General features: G+C 71.5%; 20 protein-coding genes. 10 read left to right on the top strand and 10 right to left on the bottom strand.

Annotated elements, in window-relative coordinates; genetic code table 11:
• Window positions 1-30 precede the first annotated feature (30 nt).
• Genes IH26_RS0110410 through IH26_RS0110395 form a run of 4 tightly spaced genes read right to left on the bottom strand, consistent with a single transcriptional unit; the run spans window position 31 to window position 3930 of the window.
• Window positions 31-915, bottom strand: coding sequence for a carbohydrate ABC transporter permease (locus IH26_RS0110410; RefSeq protein ID WP_030435930.1), 885 nt, complete (start codon window positions 913-915; stop codon window positions 31-33).
• Window positions 912-1787 (bottom strand): carbohydrate ABC transporter permease, encoded by an 876-nt coding sequence (locus IH26_RS0110405; protein WP_030435929.1) that lies wholly within the window; start codon window positions 1785-1787, stop codon window positions 912-914. The genes IH26_RS0110410 and IH26_RS0110405 overlap by 4 nt, the downstream gene beginning before the upstream one ends.
• Complete coding sequence (locus IH26_RS55750; protein WP_030435928.1) at window positions 1784-3064, bottom strand: ABC transporter substrate-binding protein; 1281 nt, start codon at window positions 3062-3064, stop codon at window positions 1784-1786. Before IH26_RS55750 ends, IH26_RS0110405 begins: the two co-directional genes overlap by 4 nt.
• A complete protein-coding gene (locus IH26_RS0110395) occupies window positions 3061-3930 on the bottom strand; it encodes a nucleoside hydrolase (protein WP_211268622.1) in 870 nt (289 codons plus the stop codon). The genes IH26_RS55750 and IH26_RS0110395 overlap by 4 nt, the downstream gene beginning before the upstream one ends.
• A gap of 166 nt (window positions 3931-4096) precedes the next feature.
• Between IH26_RS0110395 and IH26_RS53410 the strand changes: the two genes are divergently transcribed.
• Entirely contained in the window at window positions 4097-4540 is a 444-nt protein-coding gene (locus IH26_RS53410) for a cytidine deaminase family protein (protein WP_211268621.1), read from the top strand.
• Between the two features lie 21 nt (window positions 4541-4561).
• Here the strand turns inward: IH26_RS53410 and IH26_RS0110385 are convergent, their stop codons facing one another.
• Window positions 4562-5002: a hypothetical protein gene (locus IH26_RS0110385; protein WP_030435925.1), complete on the bottom strand. Its 441-nt coding sequence runs from the start codon at window positions 5000-5002 to the stop codon at window positions 4562-4564.
• Between the two features lie 39 nt (window positions 5003-5041).
• On the opposite strand from IH26_RS0110385, the gene IH26_RS0110380 reads away from it, so the two are divergent.
• The 6 genes from IH26_RS0110380 to IH26_RS62775 all read left to right on the top strand — a co-directional run bounded on the left by IH26_RS0110380 (window position 5042) and on the right by IH26_RS62775 (window position 11405).
• Window positions 5042-6769, top strand: coding sequence for an MOSC and FAD-binding oxidoreductase domain-containing protein (locus IH26_RS0110380; RefSeq protein WP_030435924.1), 1728 nt, complete (start codon window positions 5042-5044; stop codon window positions 6767-6769).
• A 53-nt stretch (window positions 6770-6822) separates the two neighbouring features.
• Window positions 6823-8283: an FAD-binding oxidoreductase gene (locus tag IH26_RS0110375; RefSeq protein ID WP_030435923.1), complete on the top strand. Its 1461-nt coding sequence runs from the start codon at window positions 6823-6825 to the stop codon at window positions 8281-8283.
• A gap of 277 nt (window positions 8284-8560) precedes the next feature.
• Window positions 8561-8932 (top strand): ribonuclease FAU-1 family protein, encoded by a 372-nt coding sequence (locus tag IH26_RS55745; protein WP_030435922.1) that lies wholly within the window; start codon window positions 8561-8563, stop codon window positions 8930-8932.
• 43 nt (window positions 8933-8975) lie between these two features.
• Window positions 8976-9752, top strand: coding sequence for an SDR family NAD(P)-dependent oxidoreductase (locus IH26_RS0110365; RefSeq protein WP_030435921.1), 777 nt, complete (start codon window positions 8976-8978; stop codon window positions 9750-9752).
• Window positions 9749-10486 (top strand): SDR family oxidoreductase, encoded by a 738-nt coding sequence (locus IH26_RS0110360; protein ID WP_034214525.1) that lies wholly within the window; start codon window positions 9749-9751, stop codon window positions 10484-10486. Before IH26_RS0110365 ends, IH26_RS0110360 begins: the two co-directional genes overlap by 4 nt.
• Window positions 10487-10604: 118 nt before the next feature.
• Window positions 10605-11405, top strand: coding sequence for an FCD domain-containing protein (locus tag IH26_RS62775; protein WP_245665087.1), 801 nt, complete (start codon window positions 10605-10607; stop codon window positions 11403-11405).
• Here the strand turns inward: IH26_RS62775 and IH26_RS0110350 are convergent.
• Window positions 11386-12408, bottom strand: coding sequence for a chitinase (locus IH26_RS0110350; protein WP_034214522.1), 1023 nt, complete (start codon window positions 12406-12408; stop codon window positions 11386-11388). The genes IH26_RS62775 and IH26_RS0110350 overlap by 20 nt on opposite strands.
• 127 nt (window positions 12409-12535) lie before the next feature.
• Between IH26_RS0110350 and IH26_RS0110345 the strand changes: the two genes are divergently transcribed.
• Window positions 12536-13219, top strand: a complete 684-nt coding sequence (locus IH26_RS0110345; RefSeq protein WP_030435917.1) for a hypothetical protein — start codon at window positions 12536-12538, stop codon at window positions 13217-13219.
• Window positions 13220-13282: 63 nt separating this feature from the next.
• Window positions 13283-13423, top strand: a complete 141-nt coding sequence (locus tag IH26_RS59675) for a hypothetical protein (protein ID WP_157437147.1) — start codon at window positions 13283-13285, stop codon at window positions 13421-13423.
• A 28-nt stretch (window positions 13424-13451) separates the two neighbouring features.
• Here IH26_RS59675 and pabB read toward each other — a convergent pair whose 3' ends face one another.
• On the bottom strand, window positions 13452-14570 hold the full coding sequence (pabB, locus tag IH26_RS0110335) for an aminodeoxychorismate synthase component I (RefSeq protein WP_051807903.1): 1119 nt from the start codon (window positions 14568-14570) through the stop codon (window positions 13452-13454).
• Complete coding sequence (locus IH26_RS0110330; protein ID WP_030435915.1) at window positions 14567-15040, bottom strand: MarR family winged helix-turn-helix transcriptional regulator; 474 nt, start codon at window positions 15038-15040, stop codon at window positions 14567-14569. The genes pabB and IH26_RS0110330 overlap by 4 nt, the downstream gene beginning before the upstream one ends.
• Window positions 15041-15377: 337 nt before the next feature.
• Here IH26_RS0110330 and IH26_RS0110325 point away from each other — a divergent pair, with 337 nt between their 5' ends.
• On the top strand, window positions 15378-16349 hold the full coding sequence (locus IH26_RS0110325; RefSeq protein WP_051807901.1) for an N-acetylglucosamine kinase: 972 nt from the start codon (window positions 15378-15380) through the stop codon (window positions 16347-16349).
• 435 nt (window positions 16350-16784) lie between these two features.
• On the opposite strand, the gene IH26_RS0110320 is transcribed toward IH26_RS0110325, so the two are convergent.
• Window positions 16785-18641, bottom strand: a complete 1857-nt coding sequence (locus tag IH26_RS0110320) for a S9 family peptidase (RefSeq protein ID WP_084598768.1) — start codon at window positions 18639-18641, stop codon at window positions 16785-16787.
• Window positions 18642-18653: 12 nt separating this feature from the next.
• Window positions 18654-20420: an N-acetylglutaminylglutamine amidotransferase gene (locus IH26_RS0110315; RefSeq protein ID WP_030435912.1), complete on the bottom strand. Its 1767-nt coding sequence runs from the start codon at window positions 20418-20420 to the stop codon at window positions 18654-18656.
• Between the last annotated feature and the right edge of the window lie 7 nt (window positions 20421-20427).

The raw sequence follows: 20427 nt of genomic DNA, 5'->3' as shown, positions 1-20427 counted from the left end.
CCCGGCCCGGCACGAAAACGTGAGGTTCGCTCACCCCTTGGCGGCTCCCGCGGTCAGGCCGCCGACGATCCAGCGTTGCAGGAACGTGTACGCGATCAGGATCGGCACGACCGCGATCAGGATGCCCGCGGCCAGCCCGGTGCTGTTGTTGGAGAACTGCCCCTGGAAGTTGAGCAGGCCGACCGGGATGGTCTTGTGCGCGTCCGAGTTGAGCAGGATCAGCGCGAACAGGAACTCGTTCCAGGTCGCCACGGCGTCCAGGATCAGCACGGTGACCAGGGCGGGAGCGGCCAGCGGCAGGATGATGGTCAGGAAGATCCGCCAGGCGCCGGCGCCGTCGATCCGGGCCGCCTCGACGATCTCGTCCGGGATCTGCCGGATGAACGACTGCAGGACCAGCACCTCGAACGGGATGCCGAAGGCCAGGTACGGGCCGATCAGCCCGATCAGGCTGTCGGTGATGCCGGCGCTGCGGGCCATCACGAAGACCGGCACGATCGTGATGTAGATCGGGATGGTCAGGCCGAGGAACACCGTGTACATGATCGCCGCGCCGCACCGGATGCGGAGCTTGGCCAGGGCGTACGCCAGCATCGCGGAGAGGAAAACGCCCAGCGGAACCTTCAGGACCAGCACGATCGTGCTGTTGCGGTACGTCGTGGCGAAGTTGCCGATGTCCCAGGCCTGGGTGAAGTTGTGCATCGTGAGGCTGTGCGGCCAGGAGAGCGGCCCGTGCGAGACGAAGTCGGCGAGCGGCCGCAGCGCGGTGATCACCAGCAGCATCAGCGGCGAGATCCATACCAGCGCGGCGAGCGTCATCAGGACGGTGGCGCCGATGCCGCCGCGCGGTCTGCGGTTGACCTCGACCGCCGTCTCCGGGACGGTCGTGGCCGGAGCAGCGGGTGCGATGGTCACGTGGTCTGCTCCTTGGTCTGCGAGCGGACGTACGGGACGCTGACCACGATCGCGACCAGGGTGATCACGACGGCGATCGCGGTGCCGTAGCCGGCCTGGTTGTACTGGAAGACGTTGAAGTACATCCAGGTGCCCATGACCTGGGTGGCGGTGCCCGGCCCGCCGTAGGTCATCGCGTAGATCAGGTCGAACACCTTGAACGAGTCGATCACCGAGAGCGCGATGACGACGTAGTGCGCGGCCTTGAGACTGGGCATCGTGATGTGCCAGAACCGCTGCCACCGGGTCGCGCCGTCGACGGTCGCCGCCTCGTACAGGTCCTGCGGAATGCCCTGCAGGGCCGCCAGATAGAGCAGCATGGGAAAGCCGACCCGCAGCCAGATCGCCGCCACCATGGTCGCGGCCAGCGCGGTCGAGTCCTGGCCGAGCCACGGCTGGGCGAGGCTGTCCAGCCCGACCGCCCGCAGGAACGCGTTGATCGCGCCGTACTGCGGGTTGTACAGCCAGCCCCAGATCGAGGCGACACTCACCAGCGGCAGCACCGCGGGGGTGTAGAAGACCAGCCGCAGGAGCGGCTTGCCGCGGACCTTCCCGTTGAGCGCCACCGCCAGCGCCAAGCCCAGGACGACCGGCACCACGACGGTGACCACGGCCCAGATCAGGTTGTTGACCGCGGCCTGGACGACCACCGGATCGCTCGGCATCGACGTGTAATTCTGCAAACCGACCACGTGGTACGTGGGGCTCAGCCCGTCCCAGTCGGTGAAGCTGAACCACAGCGAGGACACCGCGGGGTAGACCAGGAAGACGACGTAGACGAGCAGGGCGGGCGCGGCGAACACCCAGGCCACCGCGCCCCCTCTGCGGCTCATCTCTTCCAGGCCTTGATCACGTCCTGCATCTTCCTGGCCGCGTCCGCCGGGGTGGTCCTGCCCTGCAGCACGTCACTCTGGATCGCGAAGTACTGGTCCGCCTCCTTCTTCGGGAACGCCTGGTCCTGGATCGTGTAGAACGGCTTGGTGGCGGGGCCCTTCGCCCACTGGTAGGACAGCGGCAGCGTGGCCTGGTCGGGCTCGGCGCCGGCCACCACCGAGGCGGTGATCTTCAGCGCCTTGTGCGTCGATGGCTGGTTCAGGAAATCGAGCAGCGCCGCCGCCAGGTCCGGGTTCCCGGCCTTCGCGTTGATCATGTAGCCCTCGACGAAGCCGGAGTGCCGCAGCGGGTTCTGCCCGGTCGGCAGCTCGAAGACGCCGAAGTCGGCCGACTTCTTGCCGCCGGCCTGGATGCCCTGCGCCTCGGTCCACGGGCCGGTGATCGTGTACGCCGACTTGCCTTGCACGTACCAGAGCTCGACCTCGGCCGGATCCAGCCCGACCGACCCCTCCGGCAGCCACTTCTGGTCCTGCCACTTCTTGAAGTTGGTGAACGCGGTGACCACCTCGGGGCGGTCCCAGGTCTCGCCGCCGGTGAGCAGCTTGTCGTGCAGGTCCGGCCCGGCGCTCGTCTCGAGGAGGTACTCGAACAGGCGCATCACGTCCCAGCCGTACTTGCCGCCCAGGCCGGCCGGGGTGATGCCGGCCTTCACCAGCTTGGTGTTGACCTCCTCCAGTTCCGCGTACGAGGTGGGCGGCGCGGCGACGCCGGCCTTGGCGAACGCGGCCTTCGAGTACCAGCAGCCGATGCCGAGCGCGATGAACGGCATGCCGCCCTTCACCCCGTCGAAGGTCATGCCCTGGACCGCGGCCGGGTTGATCTTCGAGTCCCAGCCGTACTTCTGGTAGTACTTGCTCAGGTCCATGGCCTGTTTGGCGGTCACGAAGGGCGCGCCGATCTGGCCGCCCCAGATCCGCCAGACGTCCGGGCCCTTGCCGCCGAGCAGTTCGGTGCGCAGCTTGTCGGGGTAGACGGCGGCGCCGGAGCCGGGCAGCGAGTCCACCGTGGTGGTCGTGCCGTTCTGCGCGTCGAACTTCTTGATCTGCTCCTTGAGCAGGCCGACCGTGGAGTTGTCCTCGTACGTGAACAGGCGTAGCTCCTTGGAGCCGGTGCTTGTCGTCTGATTCGTCCCGCCGCTGGTGCCGGTGCAGGCGGACAGCCCGGCGGCGATCGCGGCGCCTCCGGTGAGGCCGAGAAACTTGCGGCGATTTATCATGCTTTATCTCTCCCAAACCGGCGGATCTTGGCGAACATGTCCTCGAGCAGGAACCGGACGTCGACCGTCTCGACGACCCGGATGGGGTTGCCGGTGCCCGGCAGGTAGTGGCCCTCCCGCCCGAAGCGGGGAGCCGGCACGGTGCGGAACTGGCCGCCGCGCGGGAAGAGCATCAGCGAGATCGCCGGGGAGTCGCCCAGCGACCGGGACTCGATCGGTTCCGGGTGGTATGCGGCGTTCCACTCGACCAGCTGCCGGATCAGGTAGTCGGCCAGTTCGGAGGTGCCGCCGATCTTCTCCTCGAGCTCGGCGTAGCCCACCGAGACCTGGGAGTACACGTTCGACGGCACCTGCCAGACGGTGATCCCCGAGCCGAAGACCACGTTGGCGGCCGCGATGTCGTTGCCGAGGTTGAACTCCGGGCCGGGATAGGCGACGTCGATGCCGCCGTACCCGACCCCGCCGATCCAGATCACGGTGACGTCCCGGTGGACGATCGCCGGGTCGAGCAGGATCGCCGAGGCCAGGTCGGTGAGCGGCCCGAGGAAGGCGACATACAGCGGTCCGTCTTCGCGGCTCTCCTCGATGATCAGCCGGGCGCCGGCGCTGTCCCGCGGGGTCGACTCGTCCGGGATCGGCTCGGCGGCGCCGTTCGCGACCGGGACCTTGCCGGTCCGGTCCATCAGCCGCAGGAGCAGGTCGATCTCCTCGCGGGACTCCGCCATGCTCCGGTCGCCGCGATGCCGGCCGAAGTGGGCCGGGATCAGGCCGCGGACGTCCAGGGTGGGGGAGAGCAGGGCATGCACGATGGCGAACTGGTCGTCGGCTTCGTTCTTGGCATCGGTGTTGACGATGACGCGGCGCAAGGATGCTCCCGGTGGTGAATATACATTCATAGGCGACTGGCCATGCGCATACTGTTAACGCTCGATGTCGCGGTTGTCAACGGGGGCGGTCCCGACTGGCGGCATCCGGAACGAACGGCGTTTTCATGCACCCGTGAATCGATATTCATCCGGTAGGTTCATCGCGATGGAGCTCCACGAACTGACCCCAGAAGATCAAGACCTCATGGCGTACGCCGGAGCCATAGTCGACGCCAACACCGACGGGGACGGCGGCGTCTACACCATGGGCGCCGCGGTGCGCGACGCGCAGGGCCGGATGCACGGCGGCATCAACCTGTACCACTTCCTCGGCGGCCCCTGCGCCGAGCTGGTGGCCCTCGGACACGCGCGGGCGTCCGGCGCCCGCGAACTCACCACGATCGTCGCGGTCGGCAACCTCGGACGAGGACCGGTCGGCCCGTGCGGCCGCGACCGCCAGGTCCTGTTCGACTACCACCCGGGGATTCGCGTCATCCTGCCGACGTCCGTGGGGGTGCGCAGCGTACGCATCGAGGATCTGATGCCGCTGGCGGCGCGCTGGACCCCCGACGAGGGGACGCAGGAGTTCGACCCGGCGCTGTTCGACTGACGGCCGCCGCCCGGCCGTGAGTCAGTCGGGTGGTGGGCCGCTCGGGAGGCTCGCGACCAGCTCCTGCATGGACTTGGGGATGTCGGCCGTTCGGCCGCGGACGTCGGCGGGGAAGATGCGCTCGATGTCGCCGGTGTAATCGGCGTCGCTGGGTATCTGGACGGCGTCCTCCCCGGTGACGGCGGCGGGGACCACCTCGGCGGTGTCGCTGGTCTTGCTGTGGCAGTAGACCCAGGCGTAGACCGTGGCCACCTGATCGATGGTCTTGGCGTCGGCGGGCCGGAGGCCGAACGACTGGGCCACACAGTTCAGGTCCGGGTCGGTCGCGGCCACCGCGTGCGCGGCCCGCCGGTCGGCCGCGGCGGCGAGCGGCCCGGTGGGCATCGGCTGCTGCGCCGGGCCGCCGCAGCCGGCCAGAGCCAGGGCGGCCGCCACGACCGCGAAGGGTAGCCGCGACTTCATCGGCGCACCTTACCGCCCGGCGTGGGGAAGGATGGGGGCGTGGCGACGCTGCGATCGGTCAATGTCGGACTGCCCAAGGATGTCGTGTGGCGGGGGCGGTCGGTCTACACGGGCATCTGGAAGTCGCCGGTGGGCGGGGCGGCCATGGTGCGGCGGCTCAACATCGACGGGGACGGGCAGGGGGATCTCGGCGGGCACGGTGGCGAGCAGCGGGCCGTGTTCGTCTACCAGCTGGATTCCTACCGGTACTGGCGGGACTTCCTCGGGCGGGACGATTTCTCGTACGGGCAGTTCGGGGAGAACTTCACGGTCGACGGGCTGGCCGACGACGAGGTGCGGATCGGGGACCGGTATCGGATCGGGGCGGCGCTGTTCGAGGTGACGCAGCCCCGGGTGACCTGTTATCGGGTCGGGATCCGGATGGACGAGCCGCGGATGCCGGCCCTGCTCGTCCAGCATCGGCGACCGGGGTTCTACTTCCGGGTCCTCGAGGAGGGCGAGGTCCGGGCCGGTGACGAGATCGTCAAGGTGGCCGGCGGGCCGGAGGCGATGACCGTGGCCGAGGTCGACGCGCTGCTCTACCTGCCGGGGCATCCGCGGGACCGGATCGAGCGGGCGCTGCGCATCCCGGCGCTCAGCCCGGGCTGGCAGGGGTCGTTCCGGGCGATGCTGGCGCAGCCGGCGACGGCCGGCGGGAACGCCGGGCTGGTCGAGGCCGAGCCGGCGCCGGCCTGGGCCGGGTTCCGGCCGTTGCGGGTGACCGCCGTGGACGCGGAGAGCAGCACTATTGCCTCGGTTCGGCTGGCCGACCCGGCCGGCGGGGCGGTGCCGCCGGCGTTGCCCGGGCAGTTCTTGACCGTACGGCTGAAGCCCGGTCTTGTTCGAAGTTATTCGTTGTCCGGTGAGCCGGGCGCCACCGAGTACCGGATCAGCGTCAAGCGGGAGCCGCACGGGCAGGCCAGCGGGTATCTGCACACGCACGTGCGGCCTGGGGACCTGCTCGACGTCGCCGCGCCGAGGGGGACATTCGTGCTGCGGCCGGGGCCGGGGCCGGTGCTGCTGATCAGCGGCGGGGTCGGTGCCACCCCGGTGCTGGCCATGCTGCACGCGCTGGCGGCGGAGAAACCCGGGCGCGAGGTGTGGTGGGTGCAGGCGGCGCGGGATGCGGCGGAACGGCCGTTCGCGTCCGAGGTCAGGGGATTGCTGGCCGCATTGCCGAACGCTCACTCGTATGTCGCCCTCAGCCGGCCGGCGCCCGGGGACCGCGACTACGACGGGGCCGGCCGGCTGACGGCGACGGTGCTGGGCGGGCTGGGCTTGCCGGGCGGCGTCGAGGCGTACCTCTGCGGTCCTTCGTCCTTTCTCGGCGACGTCAGTTCGGCCCTGGTGGCGGTCGGGGTGCCGGCCGGGCGGATCCGCAGCGAGATCTTCGGGTCGCGGCCGGGGCTGACCCCGGGAATCAGCGCGCGGCCCGGACGGGCGCCGCACCCGCCGGCGGGCGAACCGGGGAGCGGGCCGGCGGTGTCGTTCGTGCGCAGCGACCTGACCGTGCCATGGGCGGAGCCGGCCGGGAGCCTGCTCGACCTCGCCGAGGCGTGCGACGTGCCGGTGCGCTGGTCCTGCCGGGTCGGGGTGTGCCACAACTGCGAAACGGGGCTGCTCTCCGGTGAGGTGGAGTACACGACCGAGCCGGTCGACCCGCCGGCCGAGGGCAACGTGCTGATCTGCTCCAGCCGCCCCCGCTCCGCCGTCGTCCTGGACCTGTAACGCGGCACGAAAGCATGACGTAGGGGCTGCCGTGAATCCCTAGAGTCCTCCCCATGGGGGATTCCAGATTCGGGCGGCGGCGGTTTCTCGGTCTCGCGGCGACGGCCGGCGCGGTCGCGGCCGGGGCGACGCTGCTCGGGGAGCCGGTCGCCGCGGCGGCCAGCGGGGTCGACTACGAGGGGCTGAAGCGGGCGCTCCGGGGGCCGCTGCTGCGGCCCGGCGACGCCGCCTACCCGGCGGCGGCCAAGCCCTACAACGCCGCGCTCGGCGTGCGGCGGCCGGCCGCGATCGCCCAGGTGGCCACGGTCGACGACGTGCGGACCTGTGTGCAGCGGGTGCGTGGGCACGGCGTGCCGCTGGCTGCTCGCGGTGGTGGGCACAGCTACGCCGGCTATTCGACGCCGAACAGTGGGGTCGTCGTCGACCTCGGGGCGCTAAAGTCCATCACGGTCAGGAGCGACGGGACGGCGGTCGTCGGCGCCGGGTGCCGGCTCATCGACGTCTACGCGGCGCTCGCCGCGCACGGGCGGGCGTTGCCGGCCGGGTCCTGCCCGACCGTCGGGGTCGCCGGCAGCACGCTCGGCGGCGGGATCGGCGTGACGGCCCGGGCGTACGGGCTGACCTGCGACCACCTGAAGAGCGCCACGGTCGTCACCGCCGACGGCGCGCTGCACACCGTCGACGGCAATCACGACGCCGACCTGTTCTGGGCGCTGCGCGGCGGTGGGGGCGGCAACGGCGGCATCGTCACCAGTTTCACCTTCGGCACCGTGCCGGCGCCCGCCGTCACCGTTTTCACGCTGCGCTTCCCGGCCGCCCGTACGGCCAAGGTCCTGCAAAGCTGGTCGTCCTGGATGGACGCGGCGCCGCACCAGCTCAGCTCGCTGTGCGCGGTGACCGCCGCGGCCACGCCGACCAACCGGGTGACCGGCACCTGGACCGGCAGCCCGGCCGCGCTGGCCGGCCACCTGTCGTCGCTGATCGCCGCGGTCGGTGCGGCGCCGGCCTTCCGGACCACCCACACGTACGGCTTCCTGGATGCGATGAAGTACTTCGCCGGCTGCCTCAACCAGACCACCGCCGCCTGCAAGGCCGGTGGGCCGGAGCCGTTCCGGGCCGCGTCGCGGATGCTCGAGCGGACGGTGACGTCGTCGGTCGCCGGCCAGGTCGTGTCGCTGATGAGCCGGCAGCGGGGGATGGTGCTGCTCTTCGACTCGCTGCGCGGGCAGGTGGCCGGGATCGGGACGGCGGACACCGCGTTCGCCCATCGCACCGCGCACGCCTCGGTGCAGGTCTACAGCGGCAACGCGGCGAACGGGCCGGCGGTGCTCGCGGTTCAACAGGCGCTGCGGTCGGCCGTGGGGACCGGCGCGTACGTCAACTATCTGAACCCCGGCCAGTCCGACTGGGCGAGCGCCTACTACGGCGCGAACCTCTCCCGCCTGCGCCGGGTGATCAAGAAGTACGACCCGGACCGGGTGTTCGACTTCGCCCAGTCGGTACTCCGCGCGTGAGATCGCGCTGAGCGATTCCGTCCGGCTGCATTTGCCGTACGAGCGGAGGACGAGCCCCCGGCGTGACGAGGCCGCCGGGGTACGACATCGGCCGGTCCGGCCCGGCGCTGCATCCGGGGACTGGCGTCCGGCGTGCGAAATGATGGTGGGGAAGTTCGGTGGAGGTGACCGTGCGGCTATGGAAGGTCAAGCGCCCGGGCGGGGTCTACTGGTTCGACCTGCAAGAGGTTGCCGGGGACGAGGACGGCGCCTGGCTGCGGGGACCGATCGGATCACCGTGGGCGTCGCCGCACGACTCGGGGCGCTGCTGGTGCCGGTTCTGGTGTGGCTGGCGATGGGGCGGCCGTGGGCGGCGTGGTGGGTGAACGATCCGGCCGATCGGCGGCTGGAGATCGACGTGTGCCTGCCGCCGGAGCGGGTGGAGGACGGCTGGCGCTACGTGGATCTGGAGCTGGACCCGGTGTGGCACCAGCGGGACGGGCGGGTCGAGATCGAGGATGAGGACGAGTACGAGGAGGCCCGTCGGCGCGGCTGGATGAGCGCGGACGACGCCGGCCTGGCCCGGGCCACCGCCGATCGATGCGCGGAGGTGCTCCATCGCGGTACCGAGCACTGGCCGGCGCACGGGTGGGAGATGCTTCGTATGTGACGATCATGTGCCGGTGCACGCCGGCTGACTCGGAAGGCATGACATGTCACTGAACCGGCTGGCTGGCAAGATCGCGCTCATCACCGGGGTGGGCGGTGGCATGGGTCATGTCGCGGCCGCCCGCTTCGCGGCCGAGGGGGCCCGGGTGATCGGCTGTGATCTGGACGTCGCGGCCGCGGCGGAGACCGAGCGGGCGGTACGGGACGCCGGCGGCGACATCCACGTGACGGGCGGGGTCGACCTCGGCGACGCGGCCCAGGCGAAGGAGTGGGTCGACGCGGCGGTCGCGGTGCACGGCGGGATCGACGTGCTCTACAACAACGCCTCGGCGCAGCGGTTCGCGCCGCTCGACGTGCTCAGCGTCGAGGAGTGGGACTTCACGATGCGCAACGAGCTGAGCCTCGTCTACTACACCGTGCGGGCCGCCTGGCCGCACTTCAAGGCGCACGGCGGCGGGTCGATCATCAACGTCGGCTCGATCGCGGCGATCCGGGGCGTCGAGTTCATGGCGCAGAACGCGCACAGCACGGCGAAGGGCGGCGTCGTCGCGCTCACCCTGCAGTTGGTGGTGGAGGGCGGCCCGTACGGCATCCGGGCAAACGTGATCAGCCCGGGCCTGATCGAGACGCCGAACACGGCGCCGATGCTGGCCGACCCGCCCGCGCGGATGAAAAGCGTGGTGCTCGACCGCATCCCGCTCGGCCGGCACGGCCGGCCCGACGACGTGGTCAACGCCGCGATCTTCCTGGCCTCCGACGAGTCCTCCTGGATCACCGGCGCGCACCTGGTGGTCGACGGCGGCGGATCGGTGCTGGGATGAGTGGCGCCGGGATGAGCGGGCGGCTCGACGGCAAGGTCGTGGTGGTCACCGGGGCGGCCCGGGGCCAGGGCGCGGCCGCGGTGGCGGCGCTGCGGGCGGCGGGCGCCACGGTGGTGGCCACCGACGTGCTGGACGGGCCGCTGATCAGAAAACTCGACGTCACGGACGACGCCGCCTGGGCCGAGCTGGCGGGATCACTCGAAAGAGTCGACGCGCTCGTGAACAACGCCGGGATCGCGGCGCGCGAGCGGCTGCCCAACCTGACCAAAGCCGCCTGGCAGCGGGCCTTCGACATCAACGTGACCGGTCCGATGCTGGGCATCCAGGCGCTGGTTCCGCTGATGCCGCCGGGGTCGAGCATCGTCAACGTCTGCTCGGTGGCGGCGATGGCCGGGCACGCGGCCGCGGCGTACACGGCAAGTAAATGGGCCTTGCGGGGTCTGACCCGATCGGCGTCGCTGGAGCTGGGGGAGCGGGGGATCCGGGTCAACGCGGTGATGCCGGGCCTGATCGACACGCCGATGATGGCCAGCGCCCCGGGCGCGTTCACCGACGCGGCGCTCGCCGAGATCCCGCTCGGGCGGGTCGGGCGGCCCGAGGACATCGCGCCGACCATCGTCTTCCTCGTCTCCGACGACTCGGCCTACTACAACGGCGCGGAGATCGTCATCGACGGGGGACTGACCGCGCACGTCTCGCACAAGCGGATCGCCGACGCCACCCGGGGCGGTTAACGTCAGCAGAGGGCGATGGTCATCGGGGTCATTTCGTGGACCCATCGACGCCGTCGCCGTCTCCTCGCCCGCGGCGAGACAGTGGAGCGGAAGTCATGCTGCGCCTCCGGCGCTGCGGGTGCTGGCGGCCAAGGGCATGGTCGACGCGCGGCCCAGGCGCGGCACGTTCGTCCGGCCCCAGGTGGCCTGGAGCCTGCTCGACCCGGACGTGCTGCGCTGGCAGTTCGCCCGCTCGCAACGGCCCGGCCTCTTCGACGACCTGCACGAGCTGCGGGCGATCGTCGAGCCCGGCGCGGCCGGCCTGGCCGCCGCCCGGGCCACCGGCGACGACCTCGACGCGCTGGACGCGGCGCTGGCCGGGATGGCCGCGGCCGGCGACGACGCGTCCGCCGCGGTCGCCGCCGACCTCGCCTTCCACCGGGCGCTGCTGGCCGCCACCCACAACGAGCTGGTCCAGCGCATGGAGGTGGTGATCGAGACCGGCCTGGCCGAACGCGACCGCATGGTGCACGGCAACGCCGGCACCGGCGACCCGGTGCCCAGCCACAAGGCGGTGGTGGAGGCGATCCGGCGCCGCAACCCGGCGCAGGCCGCCCGGGCCATGGGCAAACTGCTCGACCAGGCCGCGAGCCTGGCGGCAGGGATGCCGCATCTGCCCGGGGTGGGCACGGCGACCGAGGTGCAGCGGGCGTGGCTGGCCGGTTGCCGGTGGATGAAGGCGTTCCCGGCGGCGGCGCTCGGCCCGGGCTGGATCTCGGCGGTGCTCGGGCCGTTCCCCGGCGCGCGGTTCGTCGCCACCGGCGGGATCACGGTGGCCGGGGCGCCCGCGTTCCTCGCCGCCGGCGCGCGGGTGATCGCGCTGGGCGCGGCCCTTGCCGACCCCGCCCAGCGCGATCAGATCAGAACGCTCGTTTCATGATGCTCGTGAACTGGTACGGCGTCTGGGCCACGCCCGAGCAACTGTCCGAGCCCGGCGTGCCGGGGCAGCCGCCGTTGTCCCGGCCGAGCGCCCAGTACGAGAGCTCGCCGATGCCCTGGACGGTCGCCCAGTGCGTGATGTCCCGGGCATCGGCGAGCGTGAACACCTCGAGCGGGCCGGTCTCGCCGCCCGAGCCGTAGTCGTCGATGCCGAGCATCTCGGTGATCCCGACCATCGCCCACAACTGCCGGTTGCCGCGGTGCGGGTAGAGCGTCCGCAGCGTGCCGACCAGCCCGTTCGCGGCGGTCTTGGTGTCGGCGGCCATGTCGTGCGCCTGGTTGTCGTAGTAGTCGAAGGTCATGATGTTGACGATGCCGACCCGGGCGCCGTACTTGATCGCGCTGGCCAGCACGTTGATCGCGTTGTCCTCGAGCCCGGTGGGGGCGGTCGGCAGGGTGTAGACGATCTGCAGCGGCCGGTGCTGCCGGCCGGCCCACTGCTGGACGAGGTGGATCGCCTGGCTGCGCCGGTCGATCGCGGCCGCGTTGTCCAGCGAGATGTCCTCGATGTCCATGTCGAGCCGGGTCACGCCGTACGTCGTGACGACCTTCTCGTACGCAGCGGCGATCCGGCCGACGTCGGTGCAGCTGTCGGCGATCTCGGTGGCGGTGCTGTCCGCCGCGTAGCCGCCGAACGACGGCACGACGTCGCCGCCGGTCGCGCGGATCCGGGCGATCTCCTTCCCGTACACGGACCGGTCGACCGGCGTCCTGGGGTCGCCGTTCCACAGGATGTCGCAGGAGCCGGTGGTCTGTGTCTGCAGGAACGCCATGGTGAGGTGGCGGGCGCCGGACGCCTGGCTGACGTCGGCCGGGTTGGCGTCGGTATAGGTCTGGAAGTACGGCGCGAACACGTGATCGGGCAGCGTCCGGCATCCGGCGTTCGCGATCCCGGGGGTGGCGACGATCGCGGCGACCGCGACGGTGGCGGCAAGGAGCCGCATGTGACCCTCCGTCCGTCGAAACGGATAGTAAAGTTGTTTGCCGATTGACCGTAAGATCGACTGCCCCGCATGTCAACCTGCTGACCAGGCACAGTTGCCCCGGGCCCGGCGGCGGTAGCGTGATTCGATGGCGGGCGAATTCCTGCCCTCACGGCACGGCTTCGCGTTCGACAACGGCTGGCCCGACCAGCCGGCCCTCACCCTGCCCACCCCGTTCGGCGGCATCGGCATCGGCAACGCGGGCGCCGGCCTCTGCGGCGGCATGGTCTTCGCCGCCCTCGACTACTTCCTGGCCGGCCGGGACGCCCTGCCCGACCGCCCGGCGGCCGGCGAGCCGCTCTACCGGTTCATCGTCCGCCGCCTGATCGACTCCTGGCACTTCCCGGCGGGGGTGGCCCAGTACTACCGCTGGATGGGCCTGCCCGACGGCGACCAGGTGATCCGCCTGTTCGACGGCCAGGTGCTCACCCTGCGGGGGCTGGGCTGGCGAACCGTCCGCGTCGAGTGGCCGCGGATCAGGAATGACCTGGACCGGGGCCGGCCGGTCCCGCTGGGCGTGGTGACGGTGGCCTCCCGCAACCCGAGGGCCCTGGCCCTGAACCATCAGGCGCTGGCGATCGGCTACGAGCTCGACGGTCCGCGGGTGAAGGTGCGGGTGTACGACCCCAACTCCGGCCGCCGCGACGACGTGGCCATCACGATGGACACGAGCGCGCCGACCGGCCCGGTCCCGTTCGGCCACAACCTGGGCCTGCAGCGGCCGATCCGCGGGTTCTTCCGGGTCGCCTACACACCCCGCACCCCGAGGTAGCGAACCCGGCCGGGAATCCTGACCCGACGGCTCGCCGGATCGACGTGCCACAGCGCCCATTTCATGTTCGCCAGTTCCGGCTCGACCTGCCTGACCACCGCGGAAGCCGGCGTGGTCCGGCGGCTGCACGACGGCGCCGTGACCGGCCGGCGCGATCGGCTCGAGCCGGCGCAGACCTGGCTGACCCGGCGCGCGAGCTCCTGAAGAGCGACGTCGGGATCGATCTCCGGGGTCATGGCCGTCCCCGTCGCGGTGTTGCCGGGTCGGGGCGGCCGGCGGGCATGCCGAGCACCGCCGTCTTGGCCAGGAGCTCGGCGTGTTCCAGGGCGGCGTCCGAGCCCCAGGTGATCCCGCCGCCCGCGCCGTAGACCGCGATGCCGGTCTGCCGGTCGAGCACCGCCGTGCGGATCGCCACGTTGAAGCGGGCCCGGAACGGCGCGCCCGGCGGCGCCACCAGCCCGACCGCGCCGCAGTAGACGCCGCGCGGCCCGGGCTCCAGCGCGCGGATGATCTCCATGCTGCGTTGCTTCGGCGCGCCGGTGACCGAGCCGCACGGGAACAGCGCCGCGAAGATCTCGGCGAGGCCGCTCGCCGCGTGCCGCCGGGCGGTGACCTCGGAGACCAACTGCCAGACCGTCGGGTACGCCTCGATCGTGAACAGCTCGGTCACCGCCACCGAGCCCAGCTCCGCCACCCGGGACAGGTCGTTGCGCAGCAGGTCGACGATCATCACGTTCTCGGCCTGCTCCTTGGCGCTGGCCCGCAGCCGGCGGGCCGCGAGCGCGTCGGCCGCCGGGTCGTCGCCGCGCCGGGCCGTGCCCTTCATCGGCCGGGTGCGCAGCCGGTCGCCGACCCAGTCGAAGAACAGCTCCGGGCTGGCGCTCGCGATCACGAACCGGCCCGTGTCCAGGTACGCGTTGTACGCGGCACGCTGAGCGGTCGCCATCCGGGCGTACAGCTCGAAGGGATCTTCGACGACCGCCCGTAGCCGATCCGTCAGGTTGCACTGGTACGTCTCACCGTCCGCGATGTGCCGGCGCACCGCCGCGACCGCCCGCGCGTGCTCCGCCGCCGTCCAGTCCGGCGTCCAGCCGATCGGTGGGCGCGGCCCCGGCGGTGCGGCGATCGGTTCGTCCGCGACCGGCTCGTCGCACAGGCCGAACCAGATCAGCGGCGGGCCGCCGGCGTCGTAGGACACATACCCGTACGCCCAAGCCCCCGCCTCCGTGGCGCGCTCGACCGCCCGCAGGACGCCCGCTACCTCGCCCGGATCCGAGGTGGTCAACACCCGGCGCGGTGGCGGGCAGACCAGGGCGCGCCCCGCCACGAGATCGTCGAAACGCGCGTTCATCCGGACTTCGCCACCGGCCAGGCCCCCACATACTCCGGGTCCGCACCGTCGAGGGCGACGGTCAGCCCCCGCAGCCGGCCCACGAGATCGTCCCGGCCGCCCTCCGGCATGAGCCCGGTAAGCAGCCGGTCGATCGCCGCCATCCGGGCCCGGCCGTCGGCGACGCCGGCCAGCCCGGTCTCGGTGAGCTCGTGCAGCACGACCCGCCGGTGCACCGGGTGGGGGAGCCGGCGCACCCAGCCGAGCCGTTCCAGCTGGGCGAGCGCGGTGGTCACGCTCTGCGGCGTGAGCCGGAAGCGGCGGGCCAGGTCGGAGGCCGACATCAGGCCCAGCTCGTCGAGGTGCACGCAGAGCCCGAGCTGGGTCATCGTCACCCCCAGCCCGTCCAGCGCCTCCTGCGAGCGGCGGTGCACGGCCTGCTGGGCCCGGAACAGCACGTACGGAAGGCCGTCCTGCCAGGGCATCGTCATACGGTCACCTTAAAACATTTCAGTGAGTATAAAAGTTTTCAGACACCTGATAACTTTCCGGCATGGTCAGCCTCGAAGAAGAGATCAACACCGCCGGCGGAGCGCTGCGGCTGCTGCGCCAGGGTCGCTCCGGCGCGTACCCGTTTGCGCGGCTGGATCTCCCTCGGCTCGATCGACCCCGGGGCGGCCGTCGGCGACCAGGTCGAGATCGTCTGGGGCGAGCCGGACGGCGCTTGCCGAACCCGGCCGTCGAGCGGCACGCCCAGACCCGGGTCAAGGGCACCGTGATGTCCCGGCCCTTCCCCCAGGGCCACTGACCGGGGTCTACCGTGGACGGATGGCGGACCTGGTCATCGGCGCGGACCTGGGCGGCACCTCGACTCGCGTCACGGTGGCGACGACCGCCGGCGTCCGCCTGGTCACCGTCGAGGGCGGCGGCGGCAACCCCACCACCCATGGCGTGGCGCGGGCCGCCGCCGAGCTGGCCCGCACCGCGCGCCGGGCGCTGACCGATCTCGACCCGGGGGAGGTGCGCGCGATCGTCATCGGCTTGGCCGGCCGCGCGACCCTCGACGACCCGCAGGCCCGGCAGACCTTCACCGACGCCCTCGCCACCGCACACATCACGATAAATCCGGACTTCGTGGGTGATGCCGAGGTCGCGTTCTGCTCGGCCACCCCCGAACCGGACGGCACAGTCCTGCTGGCCGGCACCGGCGCGATGGCCGTCCGCATCCGAGACCGCCGCGTCGACACCACCTCCGACGGCCTCGGCTGGTTGCTGGGCGACGAGGGCTCGGCGTACTGGCTGGGCCGCGAGGCCGTCCGCGCGAGCATCGCCGCGATCTGCGGCACCGGCCCGCCGACCACGCTGACCGGGGCGATCTCCGCGGCGCTGCTCGACGGCCCCCCACCCGACCACCCCCACCATCATCGATCGGCGCTGATCCGGGCGGCCAACGTCCAACCGCCGATCGCGCTGGCCGCGCTGGCCCCCCTGGTCACCCAGGCGGAAACCCAGGGTGACGTCGTGGCCGCGGCCGTCTGCGACCTTGCGGCCGAGCGTCTGGCCAAAATGCTTGCCGACGTACGCGAGGCAACCGACCCGGCCCCCCTAGTGATGGTCGGCTCGGTGGCGGGTGACCCCCGCACCCCGGTCGGCCGGCGCCTCCGCACGTTGATCGCCGCCCACTTCACGGGCGACGTCCTGACCCCGGCCGACGGCACCGTGGGCGCCGCCTGGCTGGCCGTCCGCAGCCTCCACCCCGGCGCCCCCCTGACCGACATCCACACCCGCCTGCGCCGCTGACAGCCGCCGCTTGCCGCGCCCGCAGGCGGTAGGGCGACACGCCGTCCAGCGTTTCTTGATCGGGGTCGTCGAGCACGGGCCCGCGCACAAGAAGGTCTGTGCCGTACGCGCCTGGTACTGGTCACAGGTCAGCCTCGTATACGACTCCGTGGAAGCTCTTCGCCAGGATCGACCCACGCAGGACAGCCGGGCGGCCGACGACGACGTGGCGGACCTGCGCAGCGACTACCGCAACGCCTGCATGACCGCCTTCGTCGCGTGCGACCATGCACCTACCCGCGAATGGCTGGCCCGTGGATTCCTGCTTGTTCGTTCGCCCGGCCAGCCATCACCTCATGATCACATTGCTCTCCACACGGTGGTAGCGAAATTCGTGCCCGCTCGAGCTGGCGTCCTTCTTCTGCCGCCGGCAACGCGCGGAGCCTTCCACCGCCGTCACGTTACGTGGTCTGCGGTCAGGCATCCATTCTCATCGTCAGGTCTGACAGGCCGTCGAGAGACGGATCCGACGTTGTCGCCGCGCCGATGCGGGCGACGATCAACTGGCGTGGGTGCCGGAGATCCGGTGGGCCGCAAATGCGAGGTGAGCCAGTCGATCGTCTCGCGCAGGTAGGTGGCGCGGTTCGCGCGGTGCAGCAGCTCGTGGCCCTCGCCGGGGAAGAGCAGGTAGCGGTGGGGGTGGCCGCGCTCGGTGAGGGCCGCGACCAGCTGCTCGGCCTCGATCACCGGGACGTTGGTGTCGTTCTCGCCGTGGACGATCATCAGGGGCGCGCGGAGGCGGTCGAGGTGGTTCATCGGGGAGAGGTCGGCGAGCAGCTCAGCGTCGCTCACCGGGTCGCCGTACTTGGGGACGGCGGCCGCCGCGATCCACGGCTCGGTGTGCCGGTAGAACGTCTCGAAGCTCGACATTCCGCAAACGTCGACGCCGACCGCGAAGAGATCCGGGAACCTGGTGAGCGCGGCAAGCGTGAGGTAACCGCCGTACGACCGTCCCATGCACCCGACAAGCGCCTCCTCGGCAACGCCGGAGTCGAGGAGATGGCGGACGCAGGAGCGTACGTCCTCGATCGCCCCGTAGCGAAGCGGCCCGTTGTCGGCGTTGACGAAGCCACGCCCGAGGCCGGCCGAGCCGCGCACGTTGGGAGCGAAGACGGCGATCCCCTGCGCGGCCAGGGCCTGAAGCAACGGCTCGTGCCCGGGCCGCTGCTGCGCCTCCGGCCCGCCGTGCAGCCAGATCACGGTCGGGTGCGGCCCGGCGCCGCGCGGCCGATAGAGCCACCCGGTCAGCGTCAGCTCATCGTGCGCCGTGAAGGTCTCGAGACTCGGCCGCACGACGCCGGCCGCCGCGGGTGTCGCCGACACCGCCTGGGTCCCGAACGACGCCGAGTGCACCCACACCCCGGGGGGCTGCCCCGGACCCTCGGCGGTGAAGGCCAGCACCGAGCCGTCGAAGCTCCAGCTGAGCCCGGTCACGACGCTGCCCGGAAGCTCCAGCCGGCCTTCGCCCCCGAGGATCTCGACTTCGGACTCGCCGCCGCGAACGTTCCAGAGCACTGCGACCTTCGTCCCGTCCGGGGTAAGCGTGAATCCCTCGACCTCGGCCTCGCCGGCGGCGACCACGCTTGGCGGCGAAGACCGGATCAGCGCCGGAAAGTCGCCGTCTTCCGTCCGGGCGTACACCGTCGTGCCGTCCGGCCCGAAGACCGCCAATTCGCCTGGGCAGACCAAGGTGTCCACCGCCGTGGCCAGCTCCCGCTCGACGATCCGCCGCGCCCCGCGTGGCCCGATCCGCAGAAGTGCCCGCTTTCCGTCCGGCGACACGTCCAGGAGGGACACGAGCCCGCCGGTCGCCACCACCGTGCGGCTGCCCGTTTCCGGATCGACCAGGATCGCGGTGGTCAAGTTCTCGGTCAGCGCCAGCAGCGGCCGCCACGGCAGCCAGCGCATGTTCTCCGCGGTGTCCGCGCCGAAACCGGCCACCTGGCGCAGCCCCGACCCGTCCGGCCGCACCAGCCACACCTCGTGTCGCGGCGCGCCACCGGGCGCCACCTGGCAGGCCAGCCAGTCGCCGCTGCTCGACCACTGCACCGCCGCGACCGGCGACTCTCCGGTGTCCACCAGGAACGCCCGCGCGCCGCCGACCGGTTGCACCCACGCCTGCGGCCGTCCGCCACGGTCGGAGATGTAGGCGCAGTGGCTGCCGTCCGGCGCGAGCGCCGGCCCCCAGCTCCGGCCGGTGTCGGGTGGGCGGACGCTGCTCCAGCCCACCGGCCGCACGAGCTGTTCCCTCATGAAGCGTCCTCCTCAGATCCGCTTGTCCTGCAGCCACATCTCCAGCAGGGCGAGCTGCCACAACTGGTTCGCGCCCAGTGTCGTACGCGGGGTGTTCGGATCGGCCAGCAATCGCGCGACGTACTCCGGCCGGAACAATCCGCGCGCCCGGGCCGCCGGCGACAGCAGCGCGTCGCGGACCCGGTCGAGCATCGGCCCCTGGAGATGCCGGATGCCCGGAACCGGGAAGTACCCCTTGGTCCGGTCGATCACCTCGTCGGGAACCACCCCGCGGGCCGCTTCCTTGAGGACCCCCTTGCCGCCGTGCGCCAGCTTGAGCTCGGGCGGGCAGGCCGCGGCCAGCTCGACGAACTCGTGGTCGAGGAACGGCACCCGCGCCTCCAGGCCGTACGCCATGGTCATGTTGTCCACCCGCTTCACCGGGTCGTCGACCAGCATCACCTCGGAGTCGATCCGCAGCGCCGCGTCGACTGCGGTGTCCGCGCCCGGCCGGCCGAAGCTGGCCGCCACGAAGTCGCGGCTCACGTCATCGGCAACCAGCCACTCCGGGGCCAGCTGCCGGGCCAACTCCTGGTACGGACGATCGAAGAACTCCCGCGCGTACGCGTCGACCGCGCGCCCGCGCGGCACCCCGGCCAGCGGCGGGTACCAGCTGTAACCGGCCAGGATCTCGTCCGCCCCCTGCCCCGACTGGACGACCTTGACCTGCTTCGACACGTCCTCGCTGAGCAGGTTGAAGGCGATGCAGTCGTGGCTGACCATCGGCTCGCTCATCGCCGCGACGGTCCGGTCGACGGCCGGCAGGAACCGGTCCCGCCCGATCCGGATCTGGTGGTGGTCGGTGCCGAACTGCTTGGCGACCAGGTCGGAGTAGGCGAACTCGTCGCCGCTCTCCCCACCGGCCGCCTCGAACCCGATGCTGAACGTGGTCAGCCCGCGCTGCCCCTGCCCAGCGAGCAGCGCCACGATGTAGCTCGAGTCGATCCCCCCGGAGAGCAGCACCCCGACCGGCACGTCGGCGACCATCCGCCGCTCGACCGCGATCCGCAGCCGCTCGTGGATCAGCTCGGGCCAGTCGGCTGCGTCGATGTGCCGGGTGAAGGAGGCCGCCCAATAGAGCTCGTCCCGGTAGCTGCCGTCGGCGCGGATCGTTCGAATCGTCGCGGGCGGCAGCTTCCGTACGCCGGAAAGGATCGTCCGCGGCGCGGGGACCACCGAGTGGAACGTCATGTAGTGCTGCAACGCGACCTTGTCGATCGAGGTGTCCACGTCCCCGGCCGCGAGCAGCGCCGGCAGCGTCGAGGCGAACCGCAGCCGCCCGGGTGCCCCGGCCAGGTACAGCGGCTTGATCCCGAGCCGGTCCCGCGCCAGGACGACCTCGCCCGACTCGTGCGACAGGATCGCGAAGGCGAACATCCCGAGGAACCGCTGCACGCACGAGGAACCCCACCGGTGGTACGCCTTCAGGATCACCTCCGTGTCCGACGTGGAGACGAAGCTGTACCCGTACGCCAAAAGCTCTTCTCGAAGCTCTCGGTAGTTGTAGATGCAGCCGTTGAAGACCACAGTGAGCCCCAGCGAGGCATCGGTCATCGGCTGCCCACCCGCGTCGGAGAGGTCAATGATCTTCAGTCGGCGGTGACCGAACGCTACCGGCCCGCGCTCGAAGAAGCCCTCGCCGTCCGGCCCGCGCGACGCCAGGGCCGGCAGCATCCGCCGGACCGCATCGGCGTCCGCCGGACGGCCGTCGAACCGGAGCTCACCGGCGAGTCCGCACATGCATCCT

Origin of the sequence: Actinoplanes subtropicus (genome assembly GCF_000721705.1) — a bacterium.
Taxonomy (GTDB): domain Bacteria; phylum Actinomycetota; class Actinomycetes; order Mycobacteriales; family Micromonosporaceae; genus Actinoplanes; species Actinoplanes subtropicus.
This window is presented reverse-complemented; position numbering and strand designations above follow the sequence as displayed.

Excerpts from the sequence above, each read along its gene's own strand:
- IH26_RS0110345 (WP_030435917.1), top strand. The coding sequence starts at position 12,536 with ATGGCGGGCGAATTCCTGCCCTCACGGCACGGCTTCGCGTTCGACAAC.
- IH26_RS0110330 (WP_030435915.1), bottom strand. The coding sequence starts at position 15,040 with ATGACGATGCCCTGGCAGGACGGCCTTCCGTACGTGCTGTTCCGGGCC.
- IH26_RS0110405 (WP_030435929.1), bottom strand. The coding sequence starts at position 1,787 with ATGAGCCGCAGAGGGGGCGCGGTGGCCTGGGTGTTCGCCGCGCCCGCC.
- IH26_RS59675 (WP_157437147.1), top strand. The coding sequence starts at position 13,283 with ATGTTCGCCAGTTCCGGCTCGACCTGCCTGACCACCGCGGAAGCCGGC.
- IH26_RS0110315 (WP_030435912.1), bottom strand. The coding sequence starts at position 20,420 with ATGTGCGGACTCGCCGGTGAGCTCCGGTTCGACGGCCGTCCGGCGGAC.
- IH26_RS0110360 (WP_034214525.1), top strand. The coding sequence starts at position 9,749 with ATGAGTGGCGCCGGGATGAGCGGGCGGCTCGACGGCAAGGTCGTGGTG.
- IH26_RS0110385 (WP_030435925.1), bottom strand. The coding sequence starts at position 5,002 with ATGAAGTCGCGGCTACCCTTCGCGGTCGTGGCGGCCGCCCTGGCTCTG.
- IH26_RS0110375 (WP_030435923.1), top strand. The coding sequence starts at position 6,823 with ATGGGGGATTCCAGATTCGGGCGGCGGCGGTTTCTCGGTCTCGCGGCG.
- IH26_RS0110320 (WP_084598768.1), bottom strand. The coding sequence starts at position 18,641 with ATGAGGGAACAGCTCGTGCGGCCGGTGGGCTGGAGCAGCGTCCGCCCA.
- IH26_RS0110325 (WP_051807901.1), top strand. The coding sequence starts at position 15,378 with ATGGCGGACCTGGTCATCGGCGCGGACCTGGGCGGCACCTCGACTCGC.
- IH26_RS0110365 (WP_030435921.1), top strand. The coding sequence starts at position 8,976 with ATGTCACTGAACCGGCTGGCTGGCAAGATCGCGCTCATCACCGGGGTG.
- IH26_RS55750 (WP_030435928.1), bottom strand. The coding sequence starts at position 3,064 with ATGATAAATCGCCGCAAGTTTCTCGGCCTCACCGGAGGCGCCGCGATC.
- pabB (WP_051807903.1), bottom strand. The coding sequence starts at position 14,570 with ATGAACGCGCGTTTCGACGATCTCGTGGCGGGGCGCGCCCTGGTCTGC.
- IH26_RS0110350 (WP_034214522.1), bottom strand. The coding sequence starts at position 12,408 with ATGCGGCTCCTTGCCGCCACCGTCGCGGTCGCCGCGATCGTCGCCACC.
- IH26_RS53410 (WP_211268621.1), top strand. The coding sequence starts at position 4,097 with ATGGAGCTCCACGAACTGACCCCAGAAGATCAAGACCTCATGGCGTAC.